This is a genomic window from Pedobacter punctiformis (assembly GCF_027213715.1).
Classification (GTDB): Bacteria; Bacteroidota; Bacteroidia; order Sphingobacteriales; family Sphingobacteriaceae; genus Pedobacter; species Pedobacter punctiformis.
This window is the reverse complement of record NZ_JAPWGM010000003.1, coordinates 192,314-215,567: the sequence shown is the minus strand read 5'-3', so window position 1 is coordinate 215,567 and position 23,254 is coordinate 192,314. Positions and strand designations below refer to the sequence as shown.

The 23,254-nt window shown below is 35.8% G+C and carries 25 protein-coding genes; 10 read left to right on the top strand and 15 right to left on the bottom strand.

The features are described from left to right. Positions 1-4 precede the first annotated feature (4 nt). Genes O0955_RS09970 through O0955_RS09955 form a run of 4 tightly spaced genes read right to left on the bottom strand, consistent with a single transcriptional unit; the run spans position 5 to position 2,694 of the window. The gene (locus O0955_RS09970; RefSeq protein WP_269427402.1) at positions 5-127 is read right to left on the bottom strand and encodes a hypothetical protein; all 123 of its coding nucleotides are present in this window, start codon (positions 125-127) and stop codon (positions 5-7) included. Next, complete coding sequence (locus O0955_RS09965) at positions 128-1,705, bottom strand: DUF4153 domain-containing protein (RefSeq protein WP_269427401.1); 1,578 nt, start codon at positions 1,703-1,705, stop codon at positions 128-130. 55 nt (positions 1,706-1,760) lie between these two features. Next, complete coding sequence (locus tag O0955_RS09960) at positions 1,761-2,057, bottom strand: winged helix-turn-helix domain-containing protein (RefSeq protein WP_269427400.1); 297 nt, start codon at positions 2,055-2,057, stop codon at positions 1,761-1,763. A 1-nt stretch (position 2,058) separates the two neighbouring features. Further along, the gene (locus tag O0955_RS09955; RefSeq protein WP_269427399.1) at positions 2,059-2,694 is read right to left on the bottom strand and encodes a hypothetical protein; all 636 of its coding nucleotides are present in this window, start codon (positions 2,692-2,694) and stop codon (positions 2,059-2,061) included. Between the two features lie 120 nt (positions 2,695-2,814). On the opposite strand from O0955_RS09955, the gene O0955_RS09950 reads away from it, so the two are divergent. The 7 genes from O0955_RS09950 (at position 2,815) to O0955_RS09920 (ending at position 9,201) form a co-directional block, all read left to right on the top strand. Further along, positions 2,815-3,465, top strand: coding sequence for an ABC transporter ATP-binding protein (locus O0955_RS09950; protein ID WP_269427398.1), 651 nt, complete (start codon positions 2,815-2,817; stop codon positions 3,463-3,465). Between the two features lie 57 nt (positions 3,466-3,522). Then, on the top strand, positions 3,523-4,002 hold the full coding sequence (locus tag O0955_RS09945) for an ATP-grasp domain-containing protein (RefSeq protein WP_269427397.1): 480 nt from the start codon (positions 3,523-3,525) through the stop codon (positions 4,000-4,002). A 2-nt stretch (positions 4,003-4,004) separates the two neighbouring features. Continuing rightward, entirely contained in the window at positions 4,005-4,613 is a 609-nt protein-coding gene (locus O0955_RS09940) for an HAD family hydrolase (RefSeq protein WP_269427396.1), read from the top strand. A 1-nt stretch (position 4,614) separates the two neighbouring features. Continuing rightward, entirely contained in the window at positions 4,615-6,120 is a 1,506-nt protein-coding gene (locus tag O0955_RS09935; protein WP_269427395.1) for a S41 family peptidase, read from the top strand. Between the two features lie 146 nt (positions 6,121-6,266). After that, a complete protein-coding gene (locus O0955_RS09930) occupies positions 6,267-6,533 on the top strand; it encodes a hypothetical protein (RefSeq protein ID WP_269427394.1) in 267 nt (88 codons plus the stop codon). A 57-nt stretch (positions 6,534-6,590) separates the two neighbouring features. Next, complete coding sequence (gene dprA, locus O0955_RS09925) at positions 6,591-7,685, top strand: DNA-processing protein DprA (RefSeq protein ID WP_269427393.1); 1,095 nt, start codon at positions 6,591-6,593, stop codon at positions 7,683-7,685. Positions 7,686-7,839: 154 nt separating this feature from the next. Next, complete coding sequence (locus O0955_RS09920; protein ID WP_269427392.1) at positions 7,840-9,201, top strand: pyridoxal-phosphate dependent enzyme; 1,362 nt, start codon at positions 7,840-7,842, stop codon at positions 9,199-9,201. Between the two features lie 163 nt (positions 9,202-9,364). Here the strand turns inward: O0955_RS09920 and murA are convergent, their stop codons facing one another. The 8 genes from murA to O0955_RS09880 form a co-directional block, all read right to left on the bottom strand. After that, positions 9,365-10,690: a UDP-N-acetylglucosamine 1-carboxyvinyltransferase gene (murA, locus tag O0955_RS09915; protein WP_269427391.1), complete on the bottom strand. Its 1,326-nt coding sequence runs from the start codon at positions 10,688-10,690 to the stop codon at positions 9,365-9,367. Between the two features lie 89 nt (positions 10,691-10,779). Beyond that, entirely contained in the window at positions 10,780-11,457 is a 678-nt protein-coding gene (locus tag O0955_RS09910) for a DUF4290 domain-containing protein (RefSeq protein WP_269427390.1), read from the bottom strand. 398 nt (positions 11,458-11,855) lie between these two features. Next, entirely contained in the window at positions 11,856-12,350 is a 495-nt protein-coding gene (locus O0955_RS09905; RefSeq protein WP_269427389.1) for a SixA phosphatase family protein, read from the bottom strand. A 6-nt stretch (positions 12,351-12,356) separates the two neighbouring features. Beyond that, the gene (locus O0955_RS09900; protein WP_269427388.1) at positions 12,357-13,295 is read right to left on the bottom strand and encodes a glycosyltransferase family 9 protein; all 939 of its coding nucleotides are present in this window, start codon (positions 13,293-13,295) and stop codon (positions 12,357-12,359) included. Positions 13,296-13,339: 44 nt separating this feature from the next. Next, the gene (gene rfaE2, locus O0955_RS09895) at positions 13,340-13,840 is read right to left on the bottom strand and encodes a D-glycero-beta-D-manno-heptose 1-phosphate adenylyltransferase (RefSeq protein ID WP_269427387.1); all 501 of its coding nucleotides are present in this window, start codon (positions 13,838-13,840) and stop codon (positions 13,340-13,342) included. Between the two features lies 1 nt (position 13,841). Then, entirely contained in the window at positions 13,842-14,396 is a 555-nt protein-coding gene (locus O0955_RS09890) for a D-sedoheptulose 7-phosphate isomerase (RefSeq protein WP_269427386.1), read from the bottom strand. Continuing rightward, positions 14,393-15,370, bottom strand: coding sequence for a D-glycero-beta-D-manno-heptose-7-phosphate kinase (gene rfaE1, locus O0955_RS09885; protein ID WP_269427385.1), 978 nt, complete (start codon positions 15,368-15,370; stop codon positions 14,393-14,395). The genes O0955_RS09890 and rfaE1 overlap by 4 nt, the downstream gene beginning before the upstream one ends. Positions 15,371-15,410: 40 nt before the next feature. Then, a complete protein-coding gene (locus O0955_RS09880; protein WP_269427384.1) occupies positions 15,411-17,093 on the bottom strand; it encodes a DNA polymerase/3'-5' exonuclease PolX in 1,683 nt (560 codons plus the stop codon). Positions 17,094-17,235: 142 nt separating this feature from the next. Here O0955_RS09880 and O0955_RS09875 point away from each other — a divergent pair, with 142 nt between their 5' ends. Continuing rightward, positions 17,236-17,862 carry a hypothetical protein gene (locus O0955_RS09875; RefSeq protein ID WP_269427383.1) on the top strand — a complete coding sequence of 209 codons (627 nt, stop codon included), beginning with the start codon at positions 17,236-17,238 and terminating at the stop codon, positions 17,860-17,862. A 54-nt stretch (positions 17,863-17,916) separates the two neighbouring features. Here O0955_RS09875 and sppA read toward each other — a convergent pair whose 3' ends face one another. Beyond that, entirely contained in the window at positions 17,917-19,683 is a 1,767-nt protein-coding gene (sppA, locus tag O0955_RS09870) for a signal peptide peptidase SppA (RefSeq protein ID WP_269427382.1), read from the bottom strand. A 51-nt stretch (positions 19,684-19,734) separates the two neighbouring features. On the opposite strand from sppA, the gene folK reads away from it, so the two are divergent. Both folK and O0955_RS09860 read left to right on the top strand, forming a co-directional pair. Next, a complete protein-coding gene (gene folK, locus O0955_RS09865; protein ID WP_269427381.1) occupies positions 19,735-20,229 on the top strand; it encodes a 2-amino-4-hydroxy-6-hydroxymethyldihydropteridine diphosphokinase in 495 nt (164 codons plus the stop codon). A 17-nt stretch (positions 20,230-20,246) separates the two neighbouring features. Continuing rightward, the gene (locus O0955_RS09860; RefSeq protein WP_269427380.1) at positions 20,247-20,621 is read left to right on the top strand and encodes an Hpt domain-containing protein; all 375 of its coding nucleotides are present in this window, start codon (positions 20,247-20,249) and stop codon (positions 20,619-20,621) included. A gap of 19 nt (positions 20,622-20,640) precedes the next feature. Here O0955_RS09860 and pssA read toward each other — a convergent pair whose 3' ends face one another. Further along, positions 20,641-21,330, bottom strand: coding sequence for a CDP-diacylglycerol--serine O-phosphatidyltransferase (pssA, locus tag O0955_RS09855; protein WP_269427379.1), 690 nt, complete (start codon positions 21,328-21,330; stop codon positions 20,641-20,643). A 128-nt stretch (positions 21,331-21,458) separates the two neighbouring features. Beyond that, entirely contained in the window at positions 21,459-23,162 is a 1,704-nt protein-coding gene (gene rho, locus O0955_RS09850) for a transcription termination factor Rho (protein WP_269427378.1), read from the bottom strand. Between the last annotated feature and the right edge of the window lie 92 nt (positions 23,163-23,254).

The window sequence follows — 23,254 nt, the reverse complement described above, 5'->3', positions numbered from 1 at the left end:
CATCTTATTTAGTATGAGGTTCGTTAATTGCGATATTGAATACAACCTGGGTGGCATAACTTAACATAAACCACAATAGGGCAATAAGCGCTAATGTCATGGCAATTACTTTGTGATGCTTTTTCATTTATTTCTTATTCAAACCAAAATATTCTGCCGTGTTCCAGTCTTGAAAGTTCCATGATAACCAGCTTACTTTTTCATAGCGTTCTTTAAAGTAGCCGATTCTTTGATCGAGCATTTTTTGATAGTTGGTTTCGGGCGCTATAGCTCTTTTTTCGGTAAGATTAGGGGCTTTACTTGAGGTAGCATGAAGTTTCTCTCTGTTTTTATCTAATACAGGTAAGGTTTTATCAGATAGAGATATTAAATAATCCGGATCAACAGCTATGCTGCTTTCATGAGCAAAATTGTATTTCACTATCAATACATCCCAATTTATGGTACTAAAAACTAATAATAATGCAAACCAAATATTACCGTTTACTTTAAACAGATAGAATAGCGTTTTTTGCTTTGCAACTTTTAAATAGACAGTGGCTAAACCGATGATGCAGAGCAAGGCAAAAACCAAAACACCAATTCTTTTATGGGTTAAACCATAATATTCGATATAATAAGCATCGCGGATGAAAACTGAGATAATTAGAATGATATTTTGAACCATCCATACATAAGTCAATACTTTTAGCGTTTTACTTTTACTGTAAAAATTAAGGTTCCCTCTAAAAAAGTAAATAATAACAACCATGGCCAAAGCAATACTGAAAATTAAAGCATTGGTACCGTCATGTAATTCTGCCGAATAATTGGTTTCAGCTAGATTTTTTCCTTTTCCCAGCCATAACCACCAAATATCTATACCATTTAAAAACAGCAGAAGAAAATTTAAGGCTCCGAAAGAAATGAGGCCAGTAATTAACTCAGTTTTAAGGGCAAGTTTTTTGGTTAATAAATTACCAGTAAAAACACTTGTAAATTCATACCAGATTGTTTTTTGATTTAGGTTTCTTCTTATTCTAAATAGTTGTTCTTTAAAGTTTAGCTCAATTTTTTGGAGACTTTTATCAAAAAAGGCAAGTATTAAACCTCCCGTAACCATTAATCCAAAGCAAAAATGCATGAAACGTCCAAAGCTCAGATCTTCAAAAATAAAGCCAAATATGTTTTCAAAAAACTTTGCAATATTGGTCAGGAAAGTTTCGGCATAATGTGCAAAAACACTGCTCGCAGCAGAATATAGACAGGTAAAAATAACTACGATTACTACAGGTATAAAAATGTATTTAACAAATTTGAAAACTGGTTTTAAATTGAAGTTACCGATTGATACCTCACTCAAATTCCTAATTACATTAAAAGGAACGGTTATCATTTGTAAAATAGCAGTAAAAAAAGCCATAAAAACCGTTCGCAATTGTTGATTATGGCTAAAACCAATAAATAGCATTAGGCTCATATAATAACTTACTAACGTTAAACCTGAATTGTTAACCACCACTAAAATAGCAGCCAAAAGATGCGCCAGCCCATAAATTTTGAATTTGGTATCCTTAATTACTTCAGGGTTGAGGTAAGTTATTATGATTAAGTAGATACTGTAAATAAGTAGGTTAAGGGCTAATCTTTCTTCCCAAAATAGAAAGCTAAACAGTAAACCGCCCAGCAGGGCAGATAATAGTAAGCGGTTGGATTTATTTTTCATTATCATTTGTTTTAAAAGTGCTTTGAATTTCAAAGCGTATAGTCAAAAAAATATATTATAGTTTTTTAATCATTTTTTCAAGTGCATCTAAATGTGCTTTAAAAGCTTGTTTACCCAATTCAGTAATGGAGTAGGTGGTACTGGTTTTTCGACCAATAAAACCTTTACGCACTTTAATAAATTCAGCTTGTTCCAGGGTATTCAGGTGTGATGCTAAATTTCCATCCGTTAATTCAAGCATTTGCTTTAAATCATTAAAAGCAATATCGTTATTCACAATCAGCATCGACATTACGCCAAGCCTGATTCTGCTATCGAATATTTTATTTAAATCAGCTATTGGGTTCTTCATCTTAATTACCTCTTTCGTACTTGAAATACATTAAAAGTCCGTAAACAATGTGCAGAACACCAAAGCCAATAGCCCAAAAAATTAATCCATAACCTACATAAAACATACACGCAAGCCCTAAAATCACTTCGCATAAACCTAAATAACGAATATCACTGTAGGTATATTTACTGGCGTTGATTAGGGCCAGACCATAAAATATTAAACAGGAAGGTGCAATGATGCTATAAGTATTTGGGTGGTTAATCAGTAATGCGATAATAAATAAACCGCCGGCTACTAAAGGAATTGCTAAATTAAAAAGAAGGGCCCTTGAAGTTTTATCCCATATTGGCAAATTATTTCGCTGACTTTTTCTATAAGTAAATAAAACACCGCCAGCCAGGGCAACAATTAAAACAATTAAACCGAGTTTAATCAGGTTAAATTCTAAGTCCAATTCGCCAGCCACACCGTAAGCATAACCGCGTTGATTTATAAATTTGTTTATTTCATCATTTGCAAAATAAGCACCAATAAGTGCAATAACGCCAGCAAAAACACCAGATAAACCACTTAAAGATATAAAACGAGAGGAGCGATCCATCATTTGTCTGATATCTTTTAACGCATTTAATTGTTCTTCTTTATTGCTCATTTTAAAAGTGCTTTGTTTTTCAAAGTTAAATAAGAAATTGAAAACTGCAAATTTTATTTTAATAAATATTTCAATTAGGCTTAGCGCTTTTGCCTTTAAGCTTTTTTCTTAAATTTGGCCATGCTAAAAGCCACAGGAATAAGAAAATCATACGGAGAACTTTCCATTTTGAAAGGTGTAAATTTTGAAGTTGAGGAAGGGGAGATAGTGAGTATCATTGGACCATCAGGGGCGGGCAAAAGCACATTGCTGCATATTTTAGGTACACTTGATAAACCTGATCAGGGTGTTGTTGAGCTTAAAGGAACAACCATTAGTACATTAAATGGTAATTTGCTCAGCAATTTTCGCAATCAGAATATAGGTTTTGTTTTTCAGTTTCATCATTTGCTTCCCGAATTTAGTGCAGTAGAAAACATTTGTATTCCTGCGTTTATTGCTAAAACCGGGAAAAAACAGGCCGAATTAAGGGCTATTGAGCTGTTAGATTTATTTGGTTTAAAAGAACGTGCTGATCATAAACCTAATCAACTTTCTGGAGGCGAACAACAACGTGTGGCCATTGCCCGGGCTTTAATTAACAGACCGTCTATTGTACTGGCAGATGAGCCTTCCGGTAATCTGGATTCAGAAAATGCTTCAGCTTTGCATCAGTTATTTGTAAGCCTCAGAGATAATTTTAAACAAACTTTTGTTATTGTAACGCACAATGAGCACCTGGCCGATACGAGCGACAGGGTAGTGAGTATGAAAGACGGGCTAATTGTTTAGTGTAATTTAACTGCGCTCTTCTCTATTTAAATCATTTATAAAATTTAAAATTAAATCTTGAAAATACTTATTACCGGTGGCAACAATGCCAAAACCTTAAAACTATTAAAAGCATTCCCTGGTCATTTTATGCTGCTTGCAGATTATGGCGATGTACCCGGAATTTTAACGGAACACTATGGTTTTGCCTCTCTTGGTGTGCTTAATAAAGATAGTATTGCTCATATTTTACTAAACTTTTGCATTACCGAGTCAATAGATTCTATTATTCCACTGCATGACTATGAAATAGAGCCTTTAGCAAAATCGGCAGTTTTATTTGGTGAATATGGCATCCAGGTACTTTTACCTTCACTGGAGAAACTGGGAGATTATAATCATGCTGAAAAGGTAAAATATACTGATTTTGCTGTTTTTATAAACGGCGAACTAATTTTTACAACCAACGAAACGCTTCCAGCAAATCAGGAGGCAGATTTAAATGGCGTATTCGGATTTAATAGTGATACTACAAATTTTAAACTTTTTACAATATAAGTATGGATGGGTATCAATACGCTGAAGATAAGAAAATTGTAATATTTGAATTGGATGATGTGCTTTTTCCATCTAAAGATTATCTGCTTCAGGTTTACTATCTTTTTGCACAATTTATAGAATATATTGAACAGAAAGATGCAAAAGAAATAATCGGATTTATGCGGTTAACGTATGAAAATGAGGGCGAATATGAGATATTTGAAAAAACAGCCGCTCAGTTTAATCTGGATAAAACTTATCGTAATAATTTTGAATTGCTGCATCAAAATGCCCGTTTGCCATTGAAACTTCTGTTGTATAAAAACATGCTTGAGTTTTTACAGGAACTGGTGATTGAACGGAAGAAAATTTTTATCGTAACCAGCGGAAATCCTGAGGAACAGCTAAATAAAATTAAACAAACAGAGTGGAATGGCTTGGAGCAGTATTTAACGGTTTTCTTTGCTGACGAGCTCAATTTACCTAAATCTCAAATATTTGGAAGCATATTGACCAGCAATGACTTAACTGAAAATGAAGTGTTGGTTGTTGGTGCAAATAATTTAGATGAGCAACAATCTAAATTAATTAATTTGCCGTATATTGTGTCACAGGAAATTTACAGGTGATATGTTTAGAAAATCTATTGCACAAAAGATTTATTTGTGCGTTTTGGTTGTTGTTTTAGGCTTTACGGCTTCATGTAAAAAAAATAATAGTCAACCGGGGCCAGAAGAAAGCACTCCGGCAGCTCCCGAAACCAATAATTTACAAACTCCAACAACGGATAGGAATCTTTTAACAAAAGATTCTATTTTTCTCTATGCCAAACAAACCTATTTCTGGAATGTTGGAATGCCTTCTTACGATGATTTTAACCCTCGCCGTTATGCATCTAACGAAAGTGTTGTGGCCGCTATCCGGGCTTTAAAAAGTAATGGGGGAAAGGATAAGTATTCTTTTATTGATGATGGTTCGGTTGCCGGACAATTAAGTGGTGTAAGCGGAGACTATGGTTTTTCGGCCAACTTTGACAGCAATGATATTTTAAGAATAAGGTATGTTTATTTAGGCTCTCCCGCAGATAAGCAAGGTGTAAAAAGAGGATACAGAATTACAAAAGTTAATGGAAGTCCTAATGTTGCCCGGGTAAACAGTAATATAGATTTTCTTAATAATGCTATTTTTGGATCAAATCCATCTGTTTCTTTAACACTCGTACCTCCCTCGGGGGGCACAGCCTTTGATGTAACGATTACCCGTGAAACCTATGCTATTAATCCGATTTTATTTAGTAAAACCTATACAGCAGGGTCAAAAAAAGTAGGTTATATAGTTTTTAACAGCTTTACTACAAATGCATTACCAAGATTAGATGAAGCTTTTAAAACGTTTGCCGCAGATGGTATTACCGAGCTGGTGGTTGATTTACGTTATAATGGAGGTGGATCTGTAGCTACTGCAGATGCTTTTACGAATTTAATTGCGCCGCCATCACAAAATGGCAAAGTAATGTACACAACTTACTGGACGCAAACCATGCAGGATGGTAAAGCCACGATTTTAGAAAATCAGAAGTTTTATTATCAGGGCATACTTTATTCTATGTTTGACAACTCTTATAAGCCAACCCAGGCGGCCGGAAATCAGGAAGTATTTAAAAAACGGGGTACTTTGAATAACTTAACCAGGGTTTATTTTCTGGTTACCAATTATACGGCTTCTGCAAGTGAGTTATTAATTAATAATTTAAAGCCGGTAATGGATGTGAAATTAATTGGTTCAACCACTTATGGTAAACCCGTTGGATTTTTCTCTATCCGTATTGATAAAAATGATTTATACATTCCTCAGTTCCAAACTAAAAACTCGGTTAACTTTGGTGAGTATTTTAGTGGAATGACAGTAGATAGAGAAATCACGGATAATATAGCCGTAGATTTTGGTGATCCAGCAGAAAATTTATTGTCTCAGGCATTGCATTATAGCACTTTTGGTAATTTTTCTTACGTTCAAAGCAATAATAAAATAAGCAGTACTTCTGGCATATCAAGCGGTAAATCTGCAGGTTTAGAGCTTACAGATCACGAATTTAAAGGTATGGTAGAAACCAGAATACCGGGCGCTAAAAGATAAATTATAAATAACCATTGATAGGCCCGTTTATAATGAATATGCGGGCTTTTTTTGTTCTATAAATTTTACAATTGAAAGCATATAAAAGTTGTATAATTTATTAAATTTTGATAAGCTTGTTTAACATTAATCGTTAAAGAGATACCATGTCAGTAGAATTGATAGAGAAAGAACACATAAGTTATTTGAACATTATAAGTGCTAAAGAAGATCACACCGAAGAATTTAAAGACAAATTAGCAACAGTAGAAAGATTAGGAAATGAATTTAAAGGAAAAGCAGTTATAACCTTTAATACTACAATAGGCCCAAAACGTGTAGATACAACGGTTTGGGCTGTAACAGAAAAATATATCCAGCTAAAAAACAATATTCATATTCCGCTCAAAAGCTTAATAGATATCGATTTTTAAGTGGTTATAAGGCAATAAATCATCCCATGTATTTATTTTACCTTAACTTAAAAATTAATGAGTACGCTCCACAAAATTGCATTAACTTTTATAAAAACGGTTGGACCGGCTACAGCTAAAAATTTATTAGCCTATTGTGGAAGTGCTGAAAATGTATTTTCTGCAACTAAAAGGCAATTGTTGCAGGTACCGGGTGTTGGCGAAAAGACCGTTGAAGCAATTTTAGGAACAAATGCTTTAAAAAGAGCAGAGGAGGAGCTGGAGTTTGTTGAAAAACACGGCATAGAAGTTTTATTCTTCTCGGATGAGAACTACCCTAAACGCCTTAAAAACTGTTTTGACTCACCCATTCTTTTATATTTTAAGGGAAAGGCTGATTTAAACCATAAACGCATTGTCAGTGTGGTGGGTACGCGAAATGCAACTGCTTATGGTAAAGCGCTTTGTCAGCAATTAATAGAGACTTTAACTGCCTATAATGTGTTGGTGGTAAGTGGTTTGGCCTATGGTATTGATGTGTCTGCACATAAAGAATGTATCCACAATCAAATTCCAACTATTGGGGTTTTAGGTCATGGGCTGGATCGGTTATACCCTAAGGCGCATAAAAGTGTTGCTCAAAATATGGTACTTAATGGAGGTTTATTAACAGAATTTCCAATTTTAACCAATCCCGATCGTCAAAATTTCCCGCAAAGAAACCGCATTATTGCGGGGATGTCTGACGTTACGGTTATTGTTGAGGCATCTAAAAAGGGTGGGGCGTTAATTACTGCAGAAATTGCTAATTCTTATAATAAAGATGTTTACGCTTTTCCCGGTCGAACAAATGATGCTTTTTCTGAAGGCTGTAATTTCTTAATCAAAACAAACCGGGCTGGTTTAATTAATCATGCAAGAGATTTAATTTATTACCTGGGTTGGGATGATGAGATAAGCGAAAAGAAACCGCGTTTGCAAACAACTTTGCAACTTGATTTAACCCCTAACGAGCAAAAAGTTGTTGACGTTTTGCAGCAGGGCCAAAAGGCTATCGATGAACTTGCAATTGAACTGGATATTCAGCAAAGTAAACTTGCAATTGTTGTGCTGACTTTAGAAATGCAGGGTATAATCGTTTCACTGCCGGGCAAAATTTATAAAATGGCTTAAGGTCATAAATTGTATTTGCCCAATAAACAATCTATAATGCCTATCATGATAATAGATTATAAAATTTAATTTCTATTAAAATCGATTTACAAAATTATGTTTCAAATAAATATTAATTTATAAAATACTTAATGCCATTGCTTAATTTTGCGCCATGTGGTATAATAATATTTTAGAAACGATTGGCAACACGCCACTGGTTAAATTAAATACAATAACAAAATCGATTCCTGCAACGATTCTGGCTAAAATTGAAACAACCAATCCTGGTAATTCTATTAAAGACCGTATGGCTGTTAAAATGATAGAAGATGCAGAAAAAAGCGGTAAATTAAAACCGGGCGGTACCATTATTGAAGGTACATCAGGAAATACGGGTATGGGCCTTGCAATGGCTGCCATTATAAAAGGTTACAAATGTATTTTTACCACAACAGATAAACAATCGAAAGAAAAAGTTGATGCTTTGCGTGCTTTTGGTGCCGAAGTAATTGTTTGCCCAACTAATGTAGAGCCTGAAGATCCGCGTTCTTATTATTCGGTTTCTTCCCGTTTAGAGCGTGAAGTTCCAAATTCATGGAAACCAAACCAATACGATAATTTAGCGAATTCTCAGGCACATTACGAACAAACAGGACCTGAAATCTGGAAACAAACAGAAGGAAAAATTACGCATTTGGTTGTTGGCGTGGGCACGGGTGGTACCATTTCCGGAACCGGAAGATATTTAAAAGAACAAAATCCAAATATTCAGGTTTGGGGAATTGATACTTACGGTTCTGTTTTTAAAAAATACAAGGAAACCGGAATTTTTGATAAAGATGAAATTTATCCTTACATCACTGAAGGTATTGGAGAAGACTTTTTGCCTGCCAATGTCAATTTTGATGTTATTGATTTATTTGAAAAGGTAACAGATAAAGACGCTGCTTTAATGACCCGTGATATTGCCCGTAAAGAGGGGATATTTGTAGGGAACTCTGCTGGTGCGGCTATTGCTGGATTAATTCAGTTAAAAGACAAATTAAAACCAGAAGATGTAGTGGTTGTGATTTTTCATGACCACGGAAGCCGTTATATGGGTAAAATGTATAACGAAGATTGGTTGCGTGAGAGAGGCTTTTTACAAGATGAAAAACTTACCGCAAAGTCTATCCTGGCTAAAAAGGAAAGTACAGAAATAGTAACCCTTGATGCACAAAAAACAGTTTTGGAAGCCATTAATACCATTAAATCAATGAATATCTCACAAATTCCGGTTACCCAGCAAGGTATGATTGTAGGTAAAATAGCGGAAAGTGAAATTTTAACTGCCTTATTGGAAAATCCGGGATTAAAATCTGCACCGGTTTCTGAAATTATGACGGCAACTTTTCCATTTGTGGATTTAAATACTTCAATCGATAAGATTTCAGCAATGATTAATAAAGAAAACTCAGCTGTTTTAGTTGAAGACCAGGCGGGTAAAATTGAGATTATTACCCAGTACGATATTATTAACGCAATATCAGGTTAGAAAAACCACATAAAAATAAATAGTAAAACGTTCGTCATTGCCAGGTACGAAGTAATGACGAGAAAATATAAAACCGCCGGATAAATTTTTATCCGGCGGTTTTGCATATTGCTATTTTAACTTTAAACTTTAGTCTTTCTGTTTTAAACTTACCACTTAAAACTTAATGACTCGGCGCATCTGCGTTAACACGCTTAATCTGCGCACCTAACGCACGTAAACGAGTATCAATGTCCTGATAGCCACGCTCAATTTGTTCGATGTTATAAATGGTCGATTTACCTTCAGCAGATAATGCTGCAATTAATAGTGAAACTCCGGCTCTGATGTCAGGAGAAGTCATGCTGATTCCACGAAGTTTGTATTTTTTATCAATACCATTAACAGTTGCGCGGTGTGGATCGCAAAGAATAATCTGAGCACCCATATCAATTAGTTTATCCACGAAGAATAAACGGCTTTCAAACATTTTCTGGTGAATTAAAACATTTCCTTTTGCCTGTGTTGCCACCACCAAAACAATACTTAATAAATCAGGGGTAAAACCCGGCCAAGGCGAATCAGCGATGGTTAAGATAGATCCGTCAATGAAAGTATCAATTTCATAATGTTTTTGTGAGGGTACATAAATATCATCACCTCTGCGTTCTAATTTAATACCCAGTTTTTTGAAAACCTCAGGAATTACACCCAGTTCATCATAAGAAACATTTTTGATCGTAATTTCAGATTCTGTCATGGCCGCTAAACCAATAAAAGAACCAATTTCAATCATATCCGGTAACATTCTGTGTTCGGTACCTCCTAAAACTTTAACCCCCTCAATGGTTAATAAGTTAGAGCCGATGCCCGAAATTTTTGCACCCATGCGGTTGAGCATTTTACAAAGTTGTTGTAAATACGGCTCGCAGGCTGCGTTATAGATTGTGGTTGTACCGCTAGCCAAAACAGCAGCCATAACAATGTTAGCCGTTCCGGTTACCGATGCTTCATCCAATAAAATGTATGCACCTTTTAAATTGGTTGCATCAACATTAAAAAATGCTTTTTTGCTGTCGTAAACAAATTTAGCACCCAATTTTTCGAAACCGATAAAGTGAGTGTCTAATCTTCTGCGGCCAATTTTATCACCACCAGGTTTTGGTATTGCAGCTTTACCAAAACGAGCCAGCAAAGGACCAACAATCATAATCGATCCGCGTAATCCACCACCTTTAGCCTTAAAAGTTTCCGATTCGAAGAAATTTAAGTCAATGTTTTTGGCCTCAAAAGTATAAGTGTCTTTATCAATGCGTTCAACAATAACACCAAGATCGCCCAATAATTCAATCAGTTTATTTACATCTTTAATATCCGGAATATTGCTGATGGTTACTTTCTTTTCAGTAAGCAATACAGCTGATAAAATCTGTAAAGCCTCGTTTTTGGCACCCTGAGGGGTAATTTCGCCTTTTAATTTAATTCCGCCTGTTATTTCAAATGCGTTCATATATTTTTGTTTTTCTAACTCATTCGTTATGCAAATTGATTCCGGCATCTTTTTAATACCCTTAAATCAATTCAGAACAACGTTAATTGTTAATATTTAGGTTTATTGTTGTTGTTTGGTCTGCGGTTATTGTTGTTCTGGCGGTTTTTGCCATTGTTGTTATTGTTATTTCTACCGCGATTGTTGTTATTGTTATTTTGACGAGGATTTTGTTGTCTGAATTCAACCTTTGCCAAATTTACATTTTCTTCCAAACGCAATAACCCGCCCGATAAATCATGTAAATCTTTTAAAATGGTTTCGTCAGAAACGTTATCCTTATTCCAGGTAACGTAAGCCATTTTCATAAAATTGGCAATACCCTGTACCATCGCTTTCTTTTGCTCCGGATTTTCTTCACGCATGGCTTTTTCAATCAGCGTTTCAACGGTTTTACCATAATGCTTATAAGTAATTCTTTGCTGCGGATAACCGATATGAGCAGGTTTGATGTATGCATTTTCGATCAAAGGTTTTGGATAGGGGCTGTCCACATCGATCTGGTAACCCGAAATAATATGCAGGTGATCCCAAAGCTTGTGTTTAAAATCAGCCACATCACGTAAATGCGGTTGTAAAAAGCCCATCAGGTCAATTACGGCCTGGGCATATTTATTACGTTCTTCAATGGTTGGTAATTCGCAAATGTACTTCACCATATTTTGAACATTGCGGCCATATTCTGATAAAATCAGCTGACTGCGTGTTGTATTATAATCAAAACTCATGTATGGATAAATTAATAGATAATGAACCCGGCGATACGAATTATGAAATAACCAAAGGAGTTTAGGTTATGAATTCACCGAAATGTCTATTGCCAGATTTCGTTTTTTATATAGTCAAAGATAAAGAAATATTTGAATCTGATATAATTTTACTCCATTTGTTATAAAATAACCCAAAATAAGCTATTTTTTATTTTGGAAATATTTGTTCAGTAATTCTTGGGGCTGCAAGTCCCGCTTTACCTGCTGCCGATAGAAAAAATCGGCATTCGTACAATCGGGTTTAGGTTGTAAATACTGTGCATCTTGTCAAAAATGCTAGTTTCTGTCGTGCTGAGGTACGAAGCATCCCTTTAACTTACAGATGCTCCAAGCCTCGGCATGACATAGAAATTAATTTACATTTCGTCACTGTTTTTTGGATAATCAAAGAAAATCATTTCTCCGGTACCACGACTAACCATTTTCCAGGATTCAAAAGGAAAAGAAATTAAAACCATGCCTGCAGTCGGGATATTGTAAATGTTAGCCTCACTTAATTCGTTTACAAAATCTGTAAAACCCGGGTTATGACCAAACATAATTATTGTATCTGTGGCATCATCAAATTCATTAACAATTTTGAGCAGGGTGGTGGTATTGGCTTCGTAAATGGATTTTTCCAGTTTAATATTTTCTGTTTGATAAGCTTCAGCAAAATATTTAGCGGTTGTTAATGCTCTTTTTGCCGGGCTACTTACCATTAAATCGAATTTAAAACCACGCTTTAAAAGCCTTTCAGCCATTTCAGGTGCATTTTCTTTACCTCTTTTATTTAGTGGTCTTTCAAAATCAGTTTGTGCTGCAGTTCCCCAATCCGATTTCCCATGTCTAACCAATAACAATTGCTTCATAATCTTCTATTTATTAATAAAATCAACAACCATTTCGTTAGGAATGTTTTTCATACACTTAAAATGCCCCAAAGGACATTTCTCCAGGCCAAACTTTGAGCAGGGCCTGCAATCTAAATCTATGCCTGCTATTAAAGAATCTGTAATTTTATAAGGTTGTACACCTAACAAATCGGGTGTTGTGCCTCCCCAAATAGAGGCCAGTGGTTTGTTAAATGCTTCAGAAATATGAGTAAGTCCGGTATCAAAGCCGATTACTTTATGTGCTTTAGAGACCAAAAAAACAGATTGATCCAGATTGGTTATTCCACAAGTATTATAAATAGTATTACCAACTGCATTTTTAATGATTTCGGCATTATCTTTAACATCAGGACCGCCCAATAAAACAATGGGAAGATTAATTTCTTTACAAATTTCTATAATCTGATCATTCGGAAGCCGCTTGGTAAAATGTGTAGCACCAATAATAAAGGCTACAAACTTTTGCTGATGACTTTCAGGTAAAAAATCACTTAGATTATAACTTTTGGCAATGTAATAATCAATGGGCTTATTGTCGTTTTTTACCCCCAAAGATTTCACGGTATCCAGATACCTTTCTACCAAATGCCTTGGATCTATAAAACTTGTCCACCTGAATTTTAGAACGAATAATTTGCTTAGTCTGTCTTTTTTATAAGTTAAGGCCGGTATACTGGTGGATAATTTAATAATTGAAGTACGCAGATTATTGTGCAAATCAACAATTAAATCAAATTTCTCTTGCTTAATATCTGCAATCGTTTCTTTAAGGGTTGCCTTTAAAGTATGAAGTTTAGTTAAATAAGGATTGTTCTGGTAAATGTATTGAAACTCTTTTTTGGTTAAGAAATGTATTTCAGCACCTGGTATTTGCTCTTTTAAGCAGCGCACAACAGGGGTAGTGTAAATAATATCACCCATTGAACTAAACCTTATGACTAAAATTTTTGTCGGTGTTTTCAAATTCAACCCTCTTTTTTAATTTTTTCTATGATGGCAGTAGAGGAGTAACCCGGTAAAAAAGAAAGTACTTCTACTTTTCCTCCTTTTTCCAGTGTTTCTGCAGCCCCAACAATAGTTTCAATTTTATAGTCACCCCCTTTTACTAATACATCAGGCTCAATGGTTTGGATTAGTTGAAGAGGCGTGTCTTCATTAAAAAGAACAATGGCATCTATAAAAAACATTGCGGCAAGCAATTGTGCCCGGCTATATTCGTTGTTTACAGGTCTGTTTTCTCCTTTAATCTTTTTTACAGACGCATCGGTATTTAAGCCAATAATCAATTTATCCCCCAAACTGGCGGCTTCATTTAAATAGGCAATATGGCCCGGGTGAAGCAAATCAAAACAGCCATTTGTGAAAACAATCTTTTGATTTTTATTTTTCCAGTCCTCAATTTTCGCTTTCAGGTTGTCCGGATTAAGTATTTTATCTTTAAGTACCTTTGCTGTATCTCTGCCCATTTTAGTATAAGTTATCTACTGCGGTACATAAAATATGCCCGATAAGGATGTGCATTTCCTGAATTCTGGCCGTATTATTTTCTGGAATAATAATATTTACATCGCATAAACCCGTCATGGCTCCGCCACCTCTCCCGGAAAGGCCAATGGTTTTACAGCCTAATTTTTTTGCTGTTTCAAGTGCAGCTAAAATGTTGCCACTGTTGCCGCTGGTTGATATGGCGATGAATAAATCATTAGGCTTTGCAAAGGCTTCAACTTGTCTGGCGAAAACTTTTTCGTAACCGTAATCATTGCTGATCGCCGTTAGAGCTGAGGTATCAACGGTTAAGGCAAGTGCAGGTAAAGCAATGCGTTCTTTTACAAAACGACCAGTTAATTCGGCTGCAATGTGTTGAGCATCAGCTGCACTGCCGCCATTTCCTGCCAACAAAACTTTTGAACCTGAATTAATGGTTTCGATCAGTATTTTGCAGGCCTCTTCAATTTGAGGAATTATTTCTGCTATTACTTTATCGATGGTTTGTTTATGATGGTTTAACTCGTTTAATATCATTTATCAAGTGATTGAATAACTTCTTCGATTGTGGTGGTTGCACTGCCAATGTGTTTAATTACAATAGCGGCAGCATAATTGGCAATTGTTGCGGCTTCTTCGATATCAAAACCCATTGCAAGACAATAAGCTAGAGTAGCAATAACCGTATCGCCCGCTCCGGTTACATCGTAAACCTCAGTTGCCACCACCGGAATAACTTTGTGTGCCTGATTACTTATAATGGCAATCCCGGCCTCTGATAGGGTCACAACTAAATATTCTGCCTGTGTAATTTTAAAAATAACATCTGCGGCCTTTACCAAAGCTTCATTGTTGGTAATTCTTTCTGTTTTAGATGCTTCGGCTAACTCTTTGCGGTTAGGTTTAATAATATAAGCACCCTGATATTTGCTGTAATCCAGTCCTTTAGGGTCTACAACAACTTTTTTATTGTTTTGTTTACAAAGTTCAATAATCCTTAAACACAAATTTTGACTTAATAAACCTTTATTGTAATCGGATAAGATAATGATGTCAGCTTTTTTTATACATTCTTCAACCGTTTGCAGAAAAATACTTTCAAGCTCCTTGGAAATCTCATGAATGTCTTCCTTATCAATTCTTACAATGTGATGATTGCCGGCAATTACCCTCGTTTTAATAGTGGTAAGGCGTGTATTATCTTTTATAATCAGGCTGGTATCAATTTGGTTCGAATCTAAAATAGATTTAATTTCTTCACCATAAATATCGTCACCGGTTAAACCGGCCAGATAAACATTGGCACCTAATTCTTTCAAGTTGCTGGCAACGTTAGCCGCTCCGCCCACAATTTTAGTTTCCTTATTGATGTTAATAACGGGTACAGGTGCTTCTGGCGACAGGCGGTTTGCCGAGCCAAAAATGTAATGATCTAACATTAAATCGCCTATTACGAGTACGTTTGGTTTCGACTTTGTTTTATAGGCGTTATAAAGTTTATCTGCTAACATGTTTCGTTATTAATGGGCTCAAATATAAGTATAATGGCTGTTAAATCGCCTTAGCTCTGTTATTAAAATAGCTCGAAATCTCTTCAACAGAAAGGGCGTTTAAACATTTATCGACACTTAAACCGCCTTTACGGGCAACTAAAATGCCATAATGCATATCGCGGAAACCTTCTGTACGGTGTGCATCAGGGTTAACAGATAGTAAAACACCTTTTTCAAGTGCATAGCGGTGCCAGCGCCAATCCAAATCTAAACGTAAAGGGTTTGCATTAATTTCTATAACGACCTGGTTTGCTGCACAGGCATCTATAACTTTTTTATAATCGATTGGATAACCGGCCCGGCTTAATAGCAACCGGCCGGTTGGATGACCTAAAATTGTCGTGTATGGATTTTCAATAGCCTTTAATAAACGTGTTGTGGCTTTTTGCTCGTCCATTCTTAAATTACTGTGAACAGAAGCGACAACAAAATCAAAGGCTTTTAAAATATCGTCTGAATAATCCAGCGAACCATCACTCAAAATATCACTTTCAATGCCTTTAAAAATTTTGAAAGGGGCTAATTTTTTATTTAACTCATCAATTTCCTGGTGTTGACCAAAAACCCGTTGCTCATTTAGTCCTTTTGCATAAACAGCAGTTTTAGAGTGATCACAAATACCCAGATATTCGAGTTTTAGCGTATCCTTACAATAAACAGCCATTTCTTCCAGCGTGTGTACACCATCACTCCAGGTAGAGTGGTTGTGCAGGCTGCCTTTTAAATCTGCGTAAGTAATTAATGAAGGTAATTTGTTTGCTTTGGCCAGTTCTATTTCGTCAAAATCTTCTCTTAGTTCAGGTTCAATAAAAGCCAGGCCAGCTTTGCTGTAAATCTCATTTTCAGTAGTAAACGGTCCCGAACCCGCAAGCTTTAATACTTTTTCTACATGTTCGGCATTACCTGTTTGTTTGAACCATTCGAGGTAAAAGGATGATTTTTCAACCAGATGTAGTTTTATTCTTAATCCGGCCTCCGTAGTCGCTATAAATGAATCTTCAGCCTGAATAAATGAAACGGGTTCAAAAGCATTTAATGACTCCGTAATATTAATTAAATTTTCTCCGCCGATTACAATTTCCAATTCATCAATAATTTCGCAACAGCGGCGATATTGACCTGCAAAACCTAATGAGGCATGTAAATCTACTTTAATCAGCCATTCGGAAAATTGAGTGAATAATGAATTTGCGAAACTTTCGACTTGTGCATATAAAAACCGACCATTTGCGGCCAGTTTAAACTCAATGGCTTTTTTAATTTCTTCCTGCGTTTTTAGGCCAAAGCCTTTCGCTTCTATCAACCGGTTTTCGTTACAGGCATAATAAAGTTCGCCAATGCTTTCAATACCTAAAGTCCGCCAGATAATGAAAATCTTTTTAGGACCAATTCCTTTAATGGCAAGCATTTCAACCACACCTTCGGGTGTTTTTTCAATAAAATCATTTAGCTCTTTAAGGGTGCCGGTTTGGAGTAACTCGATAATTTTAGTTGCCAAACCTTTACCAATACCTTCAATCTGATCGATTTCATCTAATGGTTTATCCTTTATTGCAAACGGTAATTTATCTACTTTAAAATAGGCATTAGCGACTGATTTTATCTTGAAGGGATTTTCTTCATGCAATTCCATTAATTGCGATAAAAGGCGAAGTGTGCGGGCGATGGTTTTGTTTTCCATAAGCTTGTAAAATTAGAAAATAAAGCCCAAAATTCTTCGCTCTTATTAATTTCTGAACACAATTTTCAGCATGGGTTGTTAAATTAAACTATACGCGATCAAAAATATAGAGAATGTAGGCTGTTAATTAATTAAGTTTTAGATGAAAACGTTAAAATTCTTTGTTTTTGGATTAAGTTTGGGTTTAGCCGCATGTCAGTCATCAACTAATTCTAATCATAAAGCTGATTCTATTGCCAGCATTGAATCCGGACCGGGTAAAATTGTTGATGAACGGTTTTTAATTGTGCCGGGTATTTCCATAGGAAAAATTTCCATTGGAGAAGATATGCAGGAAGTATTTAAGAAAACAGGTAATGCTGACGATGGTGATGCGGCGATGGGTAAAGCCTGGGGAATTTGGTATGGCAAGGTGTCCAAAGGTGATAGAAAGGACGAACTAGCCATTTATTCTGCTTACCGGGATAGTAATATGGTGGTAAAAGAGGTTAAACAAATCAGAATTACTTCCGGTTTATACAAAACTCAGGATGGTTTTGGAACGGGCAGAACTTTAAATGATACCAAAATGAAATTTCCGGCTATGGAAATCTTATCTGCTTATTTGAATCCGGATAAGGATACCATTTTTATATACGACTCGAAACCAGACGGGATAGGTTTTGAATTTGTAAACAAGAAAAGTGTAGCCCTAACTGTGCATCCAAAGCAAAAGTCACTTAACGAAACTTATTTAACCTTACATCCAGAATGGAAAGCGGTTAAATAAAAGAAGCGCAACAGTTATGCTGTTGCGCTTCTTAAATAAAATTCCAGGTAATTATTATTTAATCACCGCTTCAAACGGCATTCTCATTTGTATGCCTGATCTGGTCATTACCTTTTTCATTTGCTGATAAATAGGGTAGTTGTCGCCTAATTCCTGCTTGGTATAATAAGTTTTAATTTTATCAGTGCTTTCTGATAATAAAGATTTTAAAGGATCAATCACTTCCGGATATTCGACTACTTTGTAATCTTTAATATTTGCTTTTTTAGCAGCCGAAGCAATTGCATCATTAAAACTTCCAATTCTATCTGCTAAACCAATTTGAACGGCATCAGTCCCAATCCAAACATGGCCGCCGCCGATGCTGTCGATATAAGCTTTGCTTTTCTTTCTCCCATCCGCAACACGGCTTACAAAACCACTGTAAATTCTGTTCAATTCGTTTTGAATAATAAACCTTTCGCCGCTGGTCATTGGGCGGTTGGTGCTCATAATATCAGCAAATTCGCCAGTTTTAACACCGTCAAAAGTAATTCCCAGTTTATTGGTCATTAAATTTTGAAAGTTCGGAATAATACCAAATACACCAATCGATCCGGTAATGGTATTGGGTTGTACAAAAATACTATCAGCTGCACAACCAATATAGTAACCACCAGATGCGGCAACATCGCCAAAAGAAGCCATAACCGGTTTCACTTTTTTAGCTAAAATAACTTCTCTCCAAATCACATCAGAAGCTAATGCGCTACCGCCCGGAGAGTTAATTCTTAAAACAATGGCTTTAATGTCATCATCTAAACGAGCCTTTCTAATGGCTCTTGAAATACGCTCAGAGCCAATTTCATTGTCAGAACCTTCGCCACCATTAATTTCGCCGTTGGCATAAATTACGGCAACTTTATCTTTTCCCGTTCCATCAGCAGGGTTATTAATGGCATAATCATTAATGGAAACCGATCTGATGTTATCCTTTTTTGACCGGCCGGATAAAGTTTTAAGCTCTTCTAAAATTTCATCTTTATATTTTAAACCATCAACCATTTTATAGTTAAGGGCATCCTGCGGCTGCTGGATTTTATATTTATCTGCAATCAGGTATAAACTGTCTTTTTGTATAGCCCTGGTTTGAGCAATATCAGTTAAAAAAGTGTTGTATAAACCACCAACATAAGCAGTAACCTGTTTACGGTTATAATCACTCATTTTATCTAAAATAAATGGTTCTACAGCACTTTTATAATTACCTACACGAATAACCTGCGCTTCGATGCCTAATTTTTCCAATGTGCCTTTAAAAAAGGTTAACTGCGAGCTGAAGCCTTTAAATTCCAGTGCACCTTCAGGATTTAAATAAACTTTGTCCGCGGCTGATGCCAGATAATAAGCGCCCTGGGTATAAACCTCACTGTAAGCAATAATTTTTTTATGAGATTTTTTAAAATCAATCAAAGCATTTCTTACCTCACGCATGGTCGCAAACCCGGCCTCCGGACTGCTTACATTAATGTAAATACATTTGATGTTATCGTCGTTCTTAGCTCTTTTAATCGATTTTAAAAGATCATTCAGGCCAATTCCTGTTTTTCCTTCGCTTCCTACAATTGGTAAGTTTCCAAATGAATTTTTCGGGGTACGTTCGGTAATTGGTTGATCAAGGTTTAAAAATAATACACTGTTATCGCTCACAGTAACGGTTTTATCCGAATCTACAGATGCAATTAATCCTACAATTATAAAAAAGAAGATTACGCACACAATTACAATAGAAAGGAAAAAACCTAACATTGAGGCAAATAGATATTTAAAAAAATCTCTCATTTAATGTTTTAATTTTGTTTTGTAAAGATATAAAAATACATGACGCTTAATATGGCATTAGATAGCACAATTGCTTATTTGTTACTGGGTGGTAATTTAGGAAACCGGGAAGATAATTTACAAAGGACTATTGAGCTTTTAGCGAAAGAAATAGGCGAAGTAGTTGCAAAATCGTCTATTTATGAAACGGCTGCCTGGGGCAAAACTGACCAGCCATCATTTTTAAATCAGGCAGTGGGTTTAAAAACAAATCTATCGGCTATTGAAGTACTTGAAAAAGCTTTGGAAATTGAAAAGAACCTGGGGCGTGTACGCAAAGAAAAATGGGGAGAACGTTTAATCGATATTGATTTAATCTTATTTGGAGATGAAATTATAAATATTGAAAATAAATTGCATGTACCACATCCACAAATGCAGTTTAGAAAATTTGTAATGGAACCGCTTGCCGAAATAGCGCCTCAGGTGGTTCATCCGCTGCTGAAGCAGACTATTTTGGAAATATTAGAAAATATTGTTGATGATTTGGACGTTAAGAAGTTGTAATTAGTTAAATTTGCAATATGCAGGATATAAAAGATAATCATCCCCTGGATTTATCTTATCTTATTAACATGGTTGGTCATAACCCTACGTTTATGATTGAAGTTTTTGATACATTTATTGATCAGACACCTATTTATCTGGCGGAGCTTGATAATGCTTTATCTGCTTCGGATTGGGACATGGTGGCCAATAGTGTACATAAAATAAAGCCAACTTTCAGTTATATTGGAAGAGACGATATTAAAGGTTTTGTACAGGGGATTGAGCATGATGCTCGGAATAAGGAAAATGTGGAGGGAATTCCTGTACGTATTACCAGGCTTAAAGAATTACTTGGGCATGTTTATTTACAACTCGAAGAAGCCAAAAAAGACATTCAGGCTAAACTTTAATCATCAGTAAAACTTTATTTTATTTAGATATTCTTTCTGCATTTCTGAAATGCAGAAAGGATAACCCAATGTACAATACCAGTACGAAAGGTATTGCTGCAAACTTTAAAACTGCAATAAGCACTGCAGATAAAATGAGGAAGATAAATTTTACCTTATTGGCTTGCCAGCTCAAATTGCTAAATTTTAAAGAGAATATTTTGATCTCACTAACCAGTAAAAAACTCGTTACTGCTATAATTCCGATTAATAAAATAGTGGAGCTGATAATAGAAGGATAATCTATTGCTATAAAAGGCAATGAACAGATAAACAGCGTATTCATTGGTGTATTTAACCCAATAAAATCCTGTGTTTGCCTTTCGTCATTATTAAACTTAGCTAAACGGAGGGCCGAAAATATGGTGATAAAAAAGGCCAGATAAGGAAGGTATTCGGAGGTATAATCACTTGATTTTAAAAGTTGAAACATAATTACTCCGGGCAAAAAACCAAAACTAACCATGTCTGCCAGCGAATCTAAATCTTTGCCAATATTAGATTTAACATTTAGCATGCGGGCAACCATTCCATCAAAAAAATCAAAAACCCCCGAAAGGATTACAAAGTAAGCTGCGATTTGTAATTCGCCTTTAAATGCAAAAACGATACCGATGCAACCAGAAAATAAATTGGCGCAGGTTATCGCATTTGGAATATGCCTTTTCATAGGGTTCAAGATATAAGGTTTAAGGCATATGATTTGAGCGATTTAAGAATCCCAAATTTATAAAGTGCAAGGTTTAAAGAATTGTTACAAAACCTTAAACCTTACACCATTTGCCTTTCAACTTTAATTTAGCTGTTCATCGAAATTAAAAATTCTTCGTTGCTTTTTGTACCTTTTATTTGCGCCTGAACAAATTCCATGGCTTCCTGACTGTTCATATCTGCAAGGTGGTTGCGTAAAATCCAAACACGTTGCAGGGTATCTCTGTCGTGCAGTAAATCATCACGGCGTGTGCTCGAAGCGGTAATATCAATAGCAGGGAAAATACGTTTGTTAGATAATTTACGATCCAACTGAAGCTCCATGTTACCGGTACCTTTAAATTCTTCGAAAATTACTTCATCCATTTTAGAGCCCGTATCGGTTAATGCTGTTGCTAAAATGGTTAACGAACCACCGTTTTCAATGTTACGGGCTGCACCAAAGAAACGCTTTGGTTTGTGTAATGCGTTGGCATCAACACCACCCGATAATATTTTGCCTGATGCAGGAGCAGTTGTATTGTAAGCCCTTGCTAAACGCGTAATAGAATCTAAAAGAATTACAACATCATGTCCGCTTTCTACCAAACGTTTAGATTTTTCTAAAACAATATTGGCGATTTTTACGTGACGCTCTGCCGGCTCATCAAAGGTAGAAGCAATAACTTCCGCCCTAACGCTGCGGGCCATATCAGTAACCTCTTCCGGACGTTCATCAATTAAAAGGATAATTAAATAAACTTCAGGGTGATTTTTAGCAATGGCATTGGCAACCTCTTTAAGTAAATTAGTTTTACCGGTTTTAGGTTGTGCTACAATTAAACCACGCTGCCCTTTACCAATTGGTGTAAATAAATCCATGATACGGGTAGAATAATTGTTTGTATCCGTAAATAAATTTAAGCGCTCGGTAGGGAAAAGCGGTGTTAAGTAATCAAAAGGAACACGATCACGAACTTCGGCAGGAATACGGCCGTTAATGGTTTCAACACGTACCAAAGGAAAATATTTTTCGCCTTCTTTTGGTGGGCGAATACTTCCTTTAACCGTATCACCTGTTTTTAAACCAAAAAGTTTAATCTGTGATTGTGATACATAAATATCATCAGGAGAAGTTAAATAATTGTAATCCGCTGATCTTAAGAAACCATAACCATCAGGCATAATCTCTAAAACACCTTCGTTGGTGATTACATTATCAAAATCTAAATTAGAATAGCTGTTTTCGTTTTTGTGGTGGTTACCGCCACCTGGCTGTTTTTGGCGGTTATCTTCGCGTTGTGGTTTTTCGCGTGGCTCTTGTTTTGCAGGTTTAACCGCAGGAGCTTCATTGTTTTCTTCTATCAGCGCAGAAATTGGCTTTACACTTTCTTCAGTCTCTAAAATCCGGTCAGGTTGTCTTTCCGGCTGAGGTTCTGCTTTCTGTCTGTGATTGGGCTCATCAAATAACGTAATAGACTCTCTTTCTCTGACAACCGGCGCTACCGGCTCATCTTTACTCAAGCGGGCCCTTTTTTTAACAGGTTTTTCAGCAACTACTTTCTGAACTTTATCAGCTTTTACAGCTTTGGTTTTAGGAGCAGCAACTGTTGTAGTGGTTTCAGTTTCTGCTTGTGGGGCAGCATCAGATTCGTTACCCTGTTTAGCTGCATCAATAATGACTTGTTGATGTAAAAGCACCTCAACAAGATCTATTTTTCTTAAGGTATCAGCACCTTCAATGCCATATGTTTTTGCAAGCTCACGTAATTCTGATGTGAGCTTATCATTTAATTCTGTTTTACTAAACATTTGAAATATATATGTTTCAAGAAATTTTCATTAGGTATAATTCTTTTCACAAGTTTATCAAGCAATCATTAAACAGCATTCGGATTGTTTTG

Bases quoted from the DNA above. Each gene is read 5' to 3' on its own strand.
- O0955_RS09970 (WP_269427402.1), bottom strand. From the start codon at position 127: ATGAAAAAGCATCACAAAGTAATTGCCATGACATTAGCGCTTATTGCC.
- O0955_RS09965 (WP_269427401.1), bottom strand. From the start codon at position 1,705: ATGAAAAATAAATCCAACCGCTTACTATTATCTGCCCTGCTGGGCGGT.
- O0955_RS09960 (WP_269427400.1), bottom strand. From the start codon at position 2,057: ATGAAGAACCCAATAGCTGATTTAAATAAAATATTCGATAGCAGAATC.
- O0955_RS09955 (WP_269427399.1), bottom strand. From the start codon at position 2,694: ATGAGCAATAAAGAAGAACAATTAAATGCGTTAAAAGATATCAGACAA.
- O0955_RS09950 (WP_269427398.1), top strand. From the start codon at position 2,815: ATGCTAAAAGCCACAGGAATAAGAAAATCATACGGAGAACTTTCCATT.
- O0955_RS09940 (WP_269427396.1), top strand. From the start codon at position 4,005: ATGGATGGGTATCAATACGCTGAAGATAAGAAAATTGTAATATTTGAA.
- O0955_RS09935 (WP_269427395.1), top strand. From the start codon at position 4,615: ATGTTTAGAAAATCTATTGCACAAAAGATTTATTTGTGCGTTTTGGTT.
- O0955_RS09930 (WP_269427394.1), top strand. From the start codon at position 6,267: ATGTCAGTAGAATTGATAGAGAAAGAACACATAAGTTATTTGAACATT.
- dprA (WP_269427393.1), top strand. From the start codon at position 6,591: ATGAGTACGCTCCACAAAATTGCATTAACTTTTATAAAAACGGTTGGA.
- O0955_RS09920 (WP_269427392.1), top strand. From the start codon at position 7,840: ATGTGGTATAATAATATTTTAGAAACGATTGGCAACACGCCACTGGTT.
- murA (WP_269427391.1), bottom strand. From the start codon at position 10,690: ATGAACGCATTTGAAATAACAGGCGGAATTAAATTAAAAGGCGAAATT.
- O0955_RS09910 (WP_269427390.1), bottom strand. From the start codon at position 11,457: ATGAGTTTTGATTATAATACAACACGCAGTCAGCTGATTTTATCAGAA.
- O0955_RS09905 (WP_269427389.1), bottom strand. From the start codon at position 12,350: ATGAAGCAATTGTTATTGGTTAGACATGGGAAATCGGATTGGGGAACT.
- O0955_RS09900 (WP_269427388.1), bottom strand. From the start codon at position 13,295: ATGGGTGATATTATTTACACTACCCCTGTTGTGCGCTGCTTAAAAGAG.
- rfaE2 (WP_269427387.1), bottom strand. From the start codon at position 13,840: ATGGGCAGAGATACAGCAAAGGTACTTAAAGATAAAATACTTAATCCG.
- O0955_RS09890 (WP_269427386.1), bottom strand. From the start codon at position 14,396: ATGATATTAAACGAGTTAAACCATCATAAACAAACCATCGATAAAGTA.
- rfaE1 (WP_269427385.1), bottom strand. From the start codon at position 15,370: ATGTTAGCAGATAAACTTTATAACGCCTATAAAACAAAGTCGAAACCA.
- O0955_RS09880 (WP_269427384.1), bottom strand. From the start codon at position 17,093: ATGGAAAACAAAACCATCGCCCGCACACTTCGCCTTTTATCGCAATTA.
- O0955_RS09875 (WP_269427383.1), top strand. From the start codon at position 17,236: ATGAAAACGTTAAAATTCTTTGTTTTTGGATTAAGTTTGGGTTTAGCC.
- sppA (WP_269427382.1), bottom strand. From the start codon at position 19,683: ATGAGAGATTTTTTTAAATATCTATTTGCCTCAATGTTAGGTTTTTTC.
- folK (WP_269427381.1), top strand. From the start codon at position 19,735: ATGGCATTAGATAGCACAATTGCTTATTTGTTACTGGGTGGTAATTTA.
- O0955_RS09860 (WP_269427380.1), top strand. From the start codon at position 20,247: ATGCAGGATATAAAAGATAATCATCCCCTGGATTTATCTTATCTTATT.
- pssA (WP_269427379.1), bottom strand. From the start codon at position 21,330: ATGAAAAGGCATATTCCAAATGCGATAACCTGCGCCAATTTATTTTCT.
- rho (WP_269427378.1), bottom strand. From the start codon at position 23,162: ATGTTTAGTAAAACAGAATTAAATGATAAGCTCACATCAGAATTACGT.